This is a genomic window from Rhodoferax sp. (assembly GCF_028689305.1).
GTDB lineage: Bacteria > Pseudomonadota > Gammaproteobacteria > Burkholderiales > Burkholderiaceae_C > Rhodoferax.
Window position 1 is genome coordinate 1 of the sequence record NZ_JAQTWM010000095.1, and the last position, 12,623, is coordinate 12,623.

The 12,623-nt window shown below is 55.4% G+C and carries 6 protein-coding genes; all 6 read left to right on the plus strand.

Features of this window, described 5'->3' with window-relative positions; translation table 11 throughout:
• The first annotated feature begins 207 nt into the window (after positions 1-207).
• Positions 208-7,881 carry a type I polyketide synthase gene (locus PHW99_RS15630; RefSeq protein WP_300179609.1) on the plus strand — a complete coding sequence of 2,558 codons (7,674 nt, stop codon included), beginning with the start codon at positions 208-210 and terminating at the stop codon, positions 7,879-7,881.
• Between the two features lies 1 nt (position 7,882).
• A complete protein-coding gene (locus PHW99_RS15635; protein WP_300179612.1) occupies positions 7,883-9,223 on the plus strand; it encodes an aminotransferase class I/II-fold pyridoxal phosphate-dependent enzyme in 1,341 nt (446 codons plus the stop codon).
• Between the two features lie 26 nt (positions 9,224-9,249).
• Positions 9,250-10,359 carry a hypothetical protein gene (locus PHW99_RS15640; RefSeq protein WP_300179614.1) on the plus strand — a complete coding sequence of 370 codons (1,110 nt, stop codon included), beginning with the start codon at positions 9,250-9,252 and terminating at the stop codon, positions 10,357-10,359.
• 15 nt (positions 10,360-10,374) lie between these two features.
• Positions 10,375-11,172, plus strand: coding sequence for an ABC transporter permease (locus tag PHW99_RS15645; protein ID WP_300179617.1), 798 nt, complete (start codon positions 10,375-10,377; stop codon positions 11,170-11,172).
• The gene (locus PHW99_RS15650) at positions 11,169-11,816 is read left to right on the plus strand and encodes an ABC transporter ATP-binding protein (RefSeq protein ID WP_300179620.1); all 648 of its coding nucleotides are present in this window, start codon (positions 11,169-11,171) and stop codon (positions 11,814-11,816) included. The genes PHW99_RS15645 and PHW99_RS15650 overlap by 4 nt, the downstream gene beginning before the upstream one ends.
• Positions 11,817-11,852: 36 nt before the next feature.
• Positions 11,853-12,623: hypothetical protein (locus PHW99_RS15655; RefSeq protein WP_300179622.1), on the plus strand; the 771-nt coding region annotated here is incomplete at its 3' end.

The following is a 12,623-nucleotide window of genomic DNA, read 5'->3' on the forward strand; positions in this document are numbered from 1 at the left end:
CTAAGCCCTATTGGAACTAATTCACATATGTCATCGTTTTCCCCTAGTTTTCGTAAGCAAATGTAAAAATTGAACAGCTAAAATTAACTAGCATACCAAGGGTCGGTATTGCTTTTGACCATGTCTGGGAGGCACCATTAATTGGCGTTATCCACTCATTAATAAAGCATCCGATTTATAAATAGGTTGAGCCGGGAGTAGCGGTCTATGCTTTACAAGCGTGACCGCTGGCATTTGATTAAATTGAATTTAATGAAAAAAGTTGCAGTTGTAGGATGTTCATTCAGGTTTCCAGGAACCACAACAAGCCGCTATTGGTCTGATCTGATCAACGGTAAGTGCTTGATCACTGAAGTTGACCCTAGCCGCTGGGCTATGGACAATTTCCTGCATCCCCTCAAGAAGCACGGAGGAACAAGTTACACCTTTGCATCAGGGACTTTGGGCGATGTTTCTGGTTTTGATGCTTCGTTTTTTGGAATTTCTCCTCGTGAAGCGGCACAAATGGATCCTCAGCAACGCTTGTTGCTCGAAATGACCTGGGAGGCTTTTGAAAATGCGGGCATCAAACCAAGCGTTGTCAAAGGCAGCAAATGTGGCGTGTTTATTGGCATCTCTTCCGCTGACTATGCCATGCGTTTTGCCGATGACCTCGGCGCCCTGGATTCAACCGTAGCCACCGGCAACACGTCTAGCATCGCTGCCAACCGAATTTCCTACCTGTTCGACCTAAAAGGGCCGAGCATGTCCATCGACACGGCTTGCTCTTCCTCATTGGTGGCTTTTCATCAGGCATGCCAATCCATTGTGGCTGGCGAGACAACGATGGCCATTGCCGGCGGCGTCAGTCTGCTGCTCCATCCTTATGGGTTTATCGCGTTCTCAAAAGCCTCGATGCTTTCGCGCAGAGGTATTTGTAATGTTTTTGACGCAGCGGCCGATGGCTATGTGCGCTCTGAGGGCGGTGGCATCTTTGTGCTCAAGGCATACGAACAAGCCCTTGCTGATGGTGATCTCATCCTGGCGACGGTCGCCGGTACCAACGTTAACAGTGACGGGAAAAAATCGGGGCTGACAGTCCCCAGTGTGGCAGCGCAGGCGGCTTTGTTAACTGAAACCTATACCAGAGCGGGCATTCTGCCTGCAGATGTTTCCTATCTGGAAGCTCATGGTACGGGTACGCCAGTTGGCGACCCCATTGAAGCCAGTGCTCTGGCCAAAGCACTGGGGCAATTGCGCCCCAAAGACCAACCGTTGCTGATCGGTTCGGTCAAAAGCAATCTTGGGCACATGGAGGCTGCCAGCGGTGTTGCCGGGTTGGTCAAGGCGCTGCACTGCATCAAGCATCGCATCGTACCGGCAACCATTCATTTCAACAAACCTAACCCAAACATTCAGTTTCAGGACTGGAACTTGAAAGTGGTCACGCAAACCACTTCATTGCCAACAACGGGGCCCATTGTGGTGGGCATCAGTGGTTTTGGTTTTGGCGGAACCAATGCGCACATCATTTTGGAGAGCCCCGCTGCCGAAGTGAGTGCCACTCGCCCCAAGCAGCTCAAAGAACTCTGTCCGATTCGAGTGCCCTTGATTATCTCGGGAAAATCCGACGCCGCCTTGAAAGAAGCGGCAAAACAGTACGCCGCCCTCTTGGTCGAGGATGATTCTGCAGATCTCTACGATGTTGCTTACCGCGCTGCCTTCCATCGTGAGTGGCATGAACACCGTGCCGTGGTTTTTGGAGACTCACCTCACGTTGTGGCGTCTGCTTTGGCATGTTTTGCAGAAGGCAAACCCACTGATCTTCCCGTCGTGACCGCTGCGGGCATCAGTCCGACGCCCAAAGTCGCCTTGATATATTCCGGCAATGGATCGCAGTGGGAGCACATGGGGCGCCAGCTTTTGGAGGAAAGCTCAACCTTCAAGGCGGCTGTGCAGGCCGTTGGGCGTTATTTTGATCGCTATGGAGAGTTTTCTCTTGAAGAAGAGCTCAAGGGAAGCTACGGCTCGGGTCGATACGAACGCACGGAAATTGCTCAGCCAGCTTTGTTTGCCATCCAGGTTGGTGTGACCGAAATGCTTCGCTCCCAAGGTGTGATGCCTGTCGCAGTGTCGGGCCACAGTGTGGGTGAAGTGGCTGCCGCATGGGCTTCTGGCGCTTTGACGCTTGAACAGGCCGTTGAAGTCATTTATTACCGAAGCCATTTTCAGGGCATGACCAAAGGCCATGGCCAAATGACGGCCGTGGCCGTGAGTGAAGCGCAAATGTGCACCCTGTTAGCGGAAGCAGGACTTGTGGACAGCGTGACCATCGCAGGTATCAACAGTGCGCGTGGTATTACTCTGGCTGGACCTTCAGCAGCGCTGACGGAGCTTGAAAACATTCTCTCTGATTGTCAAATCCTCTATAAGCGTCTGGACCTCGACTATGCCTTTCACAGTGCAGCAATGGATCCCATCCAGGCTGGCATCGTGAATGCACTTCGTGGGGTCAAACCACAACAGACACTGATTGACTTCGTCTCGACAGTGACTGGCAGCGTTGTGCCTGGTGATCGGCTTGAAGCCGCTTACTGGTGGGAAAACATCCGCCAACCGGTGCAATTTGAAAAAGCCATTGCTGCGATTCGTGAGTTGGGCGTCGATGTCTTTGTTGAAGTCGGGCCACACGCCGTGTTGCGCGGCTATCTCAACGACTGCCTGAAAACCTCCTCTCATTCAGGCCGGGTTATACCCACATTGATGCGGGGAGACGATTCGCTCGAACGGGTGCGGACCGCTGTCTCTCAGGTCATGCTCGCTGGCGTAGATACCGACCTCACGCGCTTTTTCCCACATCCAGGACGCTTCACAGATTTGCCCAATTACCCGTGGCAACGTGATCAGCATTGGCATACGGTCACTACCGAGTCTCATCAGCTCTTGCAGCGGCGTAAAGCACATCCGCTCCTGGGGTACCCATTGGGGCAGCAAGCATTCACTTGGGAAAACCAGATTGACCCTTTGCGGTATCCCGAACTGGCTGATCACGTCATTGGTAACGTGATTGTTTTCCCGGGGACAGGTTATGCTGAACTGGGCTTGGCTGTGGCAGCGCAATGGACCGCTCAAAAAGGGTTACCGGCACAGCTGGAGATCGAAGAACTCGACCTCAAGATGTTAATGGTGCTCAATGCCGACAGCACCAAACTCCTCAGAGTTTCCCTGGAATCCAGCGACGGCAGCTTTGCAATAGCCAGCCGTGACCAATTCAGCACCGACCCATGGACCTTACATGCCAACGGTCGGGTCATCACCGAGCCTATCGATATTTTGTTTGCGCAAGAAACAGCGCAAATACCTGACCGTCAACCCGATTTCGATGCCCAGTCACATACTTTGTTAACTCAACAAGTGGGGCTGAACTACGGGCCGGTTTTTCAGGCCATTGACATTGGCTGGGTAGAAAAAGACACCGCCTGGGCCAAGCTCAATTTACCTGACAGCGCGCTAACATCCCTGACGCCATCGCTGCTGCACCCGGCACTGCTGGACTGCAGTTTTCAGCTTATTCTCCATTTACTCCGTGACTACATCACGCAGTCTTCAGACTTGGCCTACCTGCCGGCAAAAATAGGCCGTTTAAGCTTACGCACCGGCATGGGTGTGCCCGTCATCGCCAAAGCCCAATTGCTGCACTGTTCGCCGCACAGCGTATCTGCCCACTTTATGCTGTTTGACGACCAGGGCGCTGTCGTTGCGTGCCTACGCGACGTTCGTTTTCGCAGTGCCCCCATGAACCAGAAAAGGGCTTCGCGGCTGAATTTTCTGTCCTACACCGCTGTCCCCAAGGCACACCCACAAACCGAAGCCGTTGCGCCCCAGGCTTTAGCAAGCCATCTTCAGCGCGATGTCCTTGCCGCTGCCCTGGCACTGAACAACGACGAATCCAGCCTAGTTTACGCGCGCGAAGTTGAACCCCTGCTGGCCGCCTTATGCACCAGTTTTGCTGCTGAAGCGTTTCTTCTGCTGGCTGATCAAAACCGTGAGTTATCTGAGCAACAACTTGCGCTTTTGCCAGGTCAAACCCCCGATGCAGCCGACATGCTGGGGCGGATGATGGCCATCCTTGAAGAGGACAGCCTTCTTGATCGATCAGATTCTGGCTGGCGGCTGTGCGACACAGCCGATCTTTCCTGGTCCGGGGATATCTGGCATCTGCTACTGGCTGATCACACTGAACATTTCGCGGCCATTCAGGCCGTCAGCCGTGTCGGGATGAATCTGGTTGCCTTGATCAAAGGTCAAACCACCCTGGCCCAGTTGTTGCCGCCGGAGTGCACGTTTGCATCCATGGTCGCAGAGAGTTTCGGCTTGTTGCAAAACGAACAAATCATCCAGGCGCTGGTTGCGACAACACAAACTTGCCTGCAAGAGTTGACCGAAGGTCAACGTTTCCACATCCTGGAAATTGGCAGTGACTCGCCGGTGTTATTGCCTGACCTGATGCGCACTCTTCCTGCTGATCGCTGTCAATTGACCTTTGGCGCAATCAACCCCGAAACGCTGGACGAATGTCAGCGCCGACGCGAACAATGGCCCGCTCTGGCTTTCACAGATCTGAAGTCGGACATCAACAACCCAGGCACATCATCACAAGCTCATCTGATCATCGTTCACAGCGACTTCCTGACCCCATCAGATGGTCAAAAAGCGCTTGATGCGGCTACTCGATGGCTGGCCAACCATGGTGTTGTGCTTTGGCTAAGCGCTTCTTCAGCTCGCTGGCTTGATTTTCTATTTGGCAGCCAAACCGCATTGCGCCTTGCCTCGCATCAATGGCAAAAACAACTTGAACATCGCAGCTTTGTCGTCAGCGACAGTATTTTGTTGTCGCCTGACAGCCCGAGCTCACCGTACGCCTTGCTCGGCCATGGCCGGGCGCAAACTGTCACCTCCTGCGTCCGGGAAATTGTCACCAACGGCACCTGGCTTGTCCTGGCCGATGAATCTGAGTCAATCCGAGCATCGGTCACAGCACTGGTTAACGCGTTGCCGTTACAAAACATCACGGTCACATCGCCAGAGCTTGACCTGTGTGATGTCACCGTGATGAGCCAACTGCTCCTCACTCTCAAAGCGCAGCACGGTGAGATCAGCGGTGTCATTCATTGGCATGGTTTGACTGCGGCCGACACAGCGCCGAGTTCCGGTGACATGCTGGCGTCTCAACTCAAGCGCTTGACCATCACCACCACCCTGGTGCAGGCCTGTGAGGCGACTCAAACCACGACCACCTGCTGGCTGGTGACCTCTGGCGTGGCTACCCGGTTATTGCCAGATCGCGGCAACTCGTTGAGTCAAACCATCGATGCTCCGCTACATGGCCTGGGCCGTACCCTGCTCAATGAGCCCGGGCACCTTCATGTGCGCCTGCTGGATCTGGAGCCTCAACCCCAAGGTACGCCGCTTAACCCTGCCGTGCTGACGGCCATGACTCAAGAGCTGATGTCACCCACCGACGAGCGCGAAGTCATCTTCACTGCTGCCGGTGAGCGTTTTGTCCCCCGCTTGCGTTTGGCGCCTCGACAGGTGTACGAACCATCGTCCCCCAACCATCCCAGGACAGTGCGCCTGTCATTTGCCACACAGGGTCAATTGCGCCACTTGCGCTGGGAGTCCGCCGCTGTGCGCAACCTGCAAGCCAACGAAGTGGCCATTCAAGTCAAGGCCACCGGCCTGAACTTCCGCGATGTCATGTACGCCCTGGGCTTGCTCTCGGATGAGGCCGTTGAACGCGGATTTGCCGGGCCCACTTTAGGCCTGGAGTGCGCTGGCGTTGTGACTGCGTTGGGTACGTCGGTGACCGGCCTTGCCATCGGTGACCGTGTTCTGGCCTTTGGTGCCTCCTGCTTCGCCAACCAGGTCATCACCCCCGCCTCGGCAGTTGCAATGCTCCCTGGTGCTATTTCTTTTGAGGCTGCTGCCACTATCCCCACAGCCTTCTTCACCGCCTATTACGCCCTGCACCATCTGGCGAATCTGCAGCCAGGTGAGCGCGTTTTGATTCATGGTGCAGCCGGCGGTGTAGGTGTCGCGGCCATTCAACTTGCCAAACACCTTGGCGCGGAGGTATTTGCCACCGCCGGATCTGACAACAAGCGGGACTTTTTGCGCCTGTTGGGGGCAGATCACATTTTTGACTCCCGCACACTGGCCTTTGCTGACCAAATCATGGCTGTGACTCAGGGGCAGGGAATTGATGTTGTGCTCAACTCATTGGCTGGTGAAGCCATCAACCGCAATTTGAGCATCCTGAAGCCTTTCGGACGCTTCCTGGAATTGGGCAAACGGGATTTTTACGACAACACCAAAGTAGGTTTACGACCCTTTCGCAACAACATCTCCTACTTTGGCATCGACGCCGACCAGCTCATGCTGGCCCAACCTGCCCTCACTGAATCGTTGTTCAGGAAAGTGCTGGACCTGTTTGCGCAAGGCGCATTACATCCCTTGCCCTATCAGACATACGAGGCCAATGACGTGGTGGACGCATTCCGCCAGATGCAGCAATCTCGCCATATCGGCAAGATCGTGGTCACTTACCGCAACGGCATCAGCCCTATTCACACCTCAAAAAGCGCACCAACTCCGCTCGGCCTCTCTGCTGAGGCGACTTACCTGGTGACTGGCGGCTTGAGTGGATTCGGCCTCAAAGCAGCCCAATGGCTTGCCGACAAAGGCGCACGCCATCTGGTACTGATCAACCGCAGCGGCCCGGTATCTGACGAGGCGCGCAGCACAATAGCAGCCCTTGAGGCAATGGGTGTCAAGGTTTTGGCGCAAGCCTGCGATGTCACCAACTTCAAAACACTTGCTGCGCTATTTGACCAGATAGCCAGCTGCCTGCCCCCCTTACGTGGCCTGATCCACGCTGCAGCAGTCATTGATGATGCGCTGGTGCGAAACATCACCCGCGAACAATTGAGGAGCATTCTGGCCCCCAAAATTTTGGGCGCCCGTCATTTGCATGATTTGACCCGGCAACTCCCGCTCGACTTCTTCGTGCTGTACTCCTCTGCCACCACACTCTTTGGCAATCCGGGGCAAGGCGCCTACGTGGCGGCCAACGCCTACCTTGAGTCGCTTGCGCAAGCGCGTCGCAGTGCTGGCCTACCGGCTCTTTGTGTGCGGTGGGGCGCCATTGACGATGCAGGTTTTCTGGCCCGCAACGAAAAAATCAAAGACGCCCTGCAAAGCCGTATGGGCGGCCAGGCCATTCAATCGGCTGACGCCCTGGATGTCCTGGAAGACCTGTTGGCATCCAACCGTTCAGACCTGGGTGTGATGGAGCTTCAATGGAGTGCCCTCAAACGTTTCCTTCCTGGTGCTGCTGATCCCAAGTTTGGTGAACTGGCGGCCCTTGACACGGATGCCAAGTCAGACGAAGGTCACAGCGATGACATCAACCGCTTGCTCGACGAACTCAGCCCTGAAGAACTCACGGCGACTGTCAAAGACATGCTCAGGGCCGAAATTGCAGAAATTTTGCGCATGGCGCCAGACAAAATCGACCCCGATCGTTCAGTTTATGAACTTGGGCTCGATTCATTGATGGGGGTTGAATTGGTTTTAGCCATTGAAAGCCGCTTTGGCGTCCAACTGCCGGTGATGACACTGGGTGAAAACCCCACCATCAGCAAACTGGCAGAAAAACTCATCAGTCAGCTCAAACCTGCGGCCTCAAGTGACGAAGACACCTTCACGCCCCCATCCGTGTCTGCTCAAGTACAGCAAATCGCAGCACAACATGCTGAAAACGTCGACAGCAAGACCCTGAGCCAGTTTGTGACCGAACTGGAAGCGAATCACGCAGCCCCGCCCCAACGGATCATCCAATAAAATGACCCCCCAAGGCATCAAAGGCCTGAGCGCCCAAATCAAAGACAAACTGATCCACAATATCCTGGAGCGGCGTTTACAACAAGTACAACAAAGCTCAGCATCGCATCTGTCCGGCAGTTCAACGGATGCTGTACCAGACACTTATTACCGCTTTGACAAACACCCTGGCTACCAGCAAATCCGCATCATCAACGCTGGTGCGCAACGCCTGGGTATCACAAGCCCATTTTTCAGGCCACACGAAGGCATAGCCGGTGCCACCACCCAAATAGATGGGCGTCAGCTTATTAACTACGGCAGTTACAACTACCTCGGTTTATCTGGCGACGCCGATGTGTCAAACGCAGCCAAAGCGGCCATCGACCAATATGGCACCTCCGTGTCTGCCAGCCGCATTGTCTCGGGCGAACGCCCGCTGCATCGCCAGTTGGAGCGAGCCTTGGCAGACCTGTACGAGGTGGACGACGCCGTTGTATTTATCAGTGGTCACGCCACCAATGTCAACACGATCGGACACCTGTTTGGCCCCAAAGACCTGGTGCTGCATGACGTTCTGATTCACAACAGCGTACTGCTGGGCGCGCAGCTTTCCGGGGCCAAACGCCTGTCGTTTCCCCACAATGACTGGGCGGCGCTTGATGCGCTGCTGGCCGACCAGCGCCTTCACTATGAACGCGTGCTGATCGTCATTGAAGGCATCTACAGCATGGACGGTGATTTCCCCAACCTGCCCAAATTTATCGAAGTCAAGCGTCGACACCACGCCTTTTTAATGGTCGATGAGGCCCACTCGCTGGGAGTGATGGGCACCAATGGTCGCGGTATCCGAGAGCATTTTGGCGTGACCGGCACAGACGTTGACATCTGGATGGGCACCTTAAGCAAAGCGCTTGCCGGTTGCGGCGGCTATATCGCCGGCGACACGGCTTTGGTGGAACACCTCAAGTTCATGGCACCCGGCTTTTTGTACAGCGTTGGCATGGCGCCACCATTGGCAGCGGCCAGCCTGGCGGCCCTGCAAAAACTCCTGAAAGAGCCTCAACGAGTTCACGCATTACAGGCCAACGGCGCCTATTTTCATGAACAGGCCTTGGCCTGTGGTTTCAACACCGGGCTGTGTACCGGAATGACCATCATCCCCGTCATTACCGGCAGCTCCATCCGAGCCGCCCGCTTGTCTGAGGCCCTGTTTCAGCGCGGCATCAGTGTGATGCCCATTCTGTTCCCCGCTGTGCCCGAGAAGTTCGCCCGTTTGCGGTTTTTCATGTCGTCTCAGCACACCCGGGCACAGATTGACCAAACGATAGAAGCTCTGAACGAAGAGTTGGCCCCACAGTAACCACAAACCGTTTAATAATCTTTCTTATGATTCAAAAACTCAAAAACAAAGCACACACCTTCAACGGTTTGTTTTGGCTGACCGTTGTGGCTCCTACAGCGTTGGCCGTGGTCTATTTTGGTTTTATGGCGTCTGATGTCTACATCAGTGAAAGCCGCTATGTGGTGCGTAGCCCTGAAAAACAAGCCGCTTCACCACTGGGCCTGGTGTTAAAAGGCGCTGGATTCTCCAGCAACCCGGGTGATGCGTACACAGTGCAAGACTATATTTTGTCGCGCGACGCACTGAAATCCCTCAATGACGAACTCGGCATCGGCAAAGCCTATGCCAGCCCCGATGTTGACCTTTTCAGCCGCTTTGGCTCCATTGACCGAGACAACAGTTTTGAGGCCCTGCACCGCTATTACCAAAAAAAGATATTGGTACAGACCGACAGCACCTCATCCATCTCGACCCTGACCACCCGTGCCTTTACGGCACAAGATGCTGTGAATGCCAACCTCAAACTGCTTGAACTCAGTGAAGCCCTGGTTAACAAAATCAACGCACGCGGTCGCCAGGACATGATCAAGTTTGCCACCACGGAAGTCAGCCAGGCAGCCGCCAAAGCCAAAGAAGCGGGCCTGAAACTCACTGCCTACCGCAATAAAAACGGCGTGATTGATCCCGAGCGGCAAGCGACGGCACAACTGCAGCAAATCACCAAAATGCAGGACGACCTGCTGGCCACCACCACCCAGCTGGCCCAGCTCAAAGCCTTTACCCCGGCCAACCCGCAAATCCCTGCCCTGCAAAACCGCGCCAAGGTCATGCGTGCCGAAATCCAGAAAGAAAACGCCAACATCAACGGCAGTCAAAAGTCATTGGTCAACAAAGCGACCGACTACCAGCGTCTGGCCATCGACCGTGATCTCGCTGAAAAGCAGCTGGCAAGCGCCCTGGTTTCACTGGAAAGCGCCCGTAACGAGGCATTGCGTCAGCAGGTGTACCTGGAGCGCATCGCCCAACCCAGCACACCCGATGTCGCCACAGAGCCACGGCGCCTGCGCAGCATCTTTGCCACCTTCATGCTGGGTCTGCTGGCCTGGGGCGTGTTGGGCATGCTGATGGCGGGCGTGCGTGAACATCAGGACTAAACCGGGGCATTCCACATGCAATATAGGCATAGTTCATCCCTGTGGCGCTCCTGGGCCATTCAGCGGCGTGTGATTGGCGCACTCTTGATCCGGGAGAGTCTGACCCGTTACGGTCGCCACAACATCGGGTTCTTGTGGCTGTTCCTGGAACCCATGATGTTCACAGTCGGTGTCACCGCGTTGTGGACATTTTCTGGCGCAGGTCATGGGTCCAACCTGCCCATTGCCGCATTTGCTGTCACGGGTTATTCGTCGGTCTTGCTATGGCGCAACATGCCTGGCCGCACCATCGGCGGCCTCGGGCCCAACATGTCGTTGATGTACCACCGCAACGTGCGCGCCATTGACATTTTTTTAGCCCGCCTGACCCTTGAAGTGCTGGGCGCCACCATGTCATTCATTGTGCTGTCACTACTTTTCACGTTTATTGGCTGGATGTCACTGCCCGAAGACATCCTGAAAGTCCTGTTTGGCTGGTTCATGCTGGCCTGGTTCGGAACCGCCCTGGCCATTTTTCTGGGTGCCCTGAGTGAGCGTACCGAGGTGATTCAAAAAGCCTGGCCCCCCGCCTCCTATTTATTGTTTCCGTTGTCCGGTGCGGGATTTCTGGTGGATGTCCTGCCCCAAAAAGCGCAAGCCATCATTTTGATGCTGCCGATGGTGCACGGTGTTGAGATACTGCGCGAAGGCTATTTTGGTTCCGCCATTCACGCGCACTATGACATGGTTTACATGGCACTGATCAACGCCATCCTCACGCTGCTTGGCCTGGCCAACACCCGCATCATCAGTCAAACGGCGACACCGAAATGATTGAAATTGTGAACGTCAGCAAGCACTACCCCACGCGTCACGGCCAGGTCGCCGTGCTGCAAGACATCAACATGACCATCGCACCCGGTGAAAAAGTGGGTATTCTGGGCAGCAACGGAGCCGGCAAGTCAACCCTGATCCGTTTGATCGGAGGTGTTGAGCAACCCACACATGGACACATCAGCCGCGGCATGAGCGTCTCCTGGCCGCTGGCTTTTGGCGGTGGTTTCCAGGGGCGCCTGACCGGGCTTGACAACCTCAAATTCATCTGCCGTGTTTATGGTACCCCGGTCGAAGACAAAGTCCCCTTTGTTGAAGATTTTGCTGAGCTGGGGCAGTATTTTCGGGAACCCATTGAGTGTTATTCATCCGGCATGATGGCGCGGCTGGCCTTTGCCATCTCGATGGTGATTGACTTCGACTGCTTTTTAATTGACGAAGTGGTTGCCGTGGGCGACAGCCGCTTCCAGCAAAAGTGCCATGACGAACTATTTGTCAAACGCAAAGACCGCGCCATGATCTTTGTCTCGCATAACGACCATTACATCAAAGAACACTGCCAGCGCGCTGCCGTGCTGCAAGCCGGCCAACTGCACCAGTTTGACAACGTGGATACCGCTCTGCAGTTCTACTACCACCAGTAGCCAGATCACCCAACACACCCGCACAGACTCAAGCCCATGAAAGTCATCATCACCATCGGCTGCCCGCACTCTGGGTATGAAACCGTTGTGCACACGCTCACCCAGGCTGGCATCACCAACGCCCAACACGGCATCAAGTCTGGCCTGAGCCCACAAGCCCTGCAGTCCAGGCTGCTCAGCAGTCATGAGGTGGATCTGGGCAGCACCGCAGCCCTGGCGCAAGTGCAGCCCGGCAAGCTCTGGAACGAGCTCGCCACAGACCTGTTTTTGGCCAATCTGCAGCACGCCCACTGGGGCTGGGCTGACCCGCAAAGCGTGGTACTGATGGACTTTTGGCACGACTTTGATGCCCAGGTGCGCCTGCTGCTGGTGTACAACTCGCCTACAAGCTATCTGCAGCAGGTGCTAGGCCACCAGCTGCAGCCAACCGTCCAATCCGTCGCAAGCGCGCTGGATGATTGGACACGCTGGAACACCGCACTGCTGCGCTATCTGCACCGCCACCCAGACTACTGTGTGCTGATCAACAGCCAGCAACTGGCCGCACATCCACACCCGGGCCTTCAAGCGCTGGCATCGCACTGGCAAATCAGCGACCTCCATGGCGCAGCAGCCAGCCCCGCTGACCAGCCGGATTTTCAACACCTGCAAGCCCACCTGATCAGCCAGATGATCGACCCGCTACACCCCGCCTGGGCGCTCCATCAAGAGCTTGAAGGGGCGGCTTTGATCAGTAGCGCAGCTGACGCAACCCTCCAGACACAAGCCATCCCAACCGTCAACCAGGCCTGGTCAGACTGGTCTGAA

Excerpts from the sequence above, each read along its gene's own strand:
- PHW99_RS15630 (WP_300179609.1), top strand. The coding sequence starts at position 208 with ATGCTTTACAAGCGTGACCGCTGGCATTTGATTAAATTGAATTTAATG.
- PHW99_RS15635 (WP_300179612.1), top strand. The coding sequence starts at position 7,883 with ATGACCCCCCAAGGCATCAAAGGCCTGAGCGCCCAAATCAAAGACAAA.
- PHW99_RS15640 (WP_300179614.1), top strand. The coding sequence starts at position 9,250 with ATGATTCAAAAACTCAAAAACAAAGCACACACCTTCAACGGTTTGTTT.
- PHW99_RS15645 (WP_300179617.1), top strand. The coding sequence starts at position 10,375 with ATGCAATATAGGCATAGTTCATCCCTGTGGCGCTCCTGGGCCATTCAG.
- PHW99_RS15650 (WP_300179620.1), top strand. The coding sequence starts at position 11,169 with ATGATTGAAATTGTGAACGTCAGCAAGCACTACCCCACGCGTCACGGC.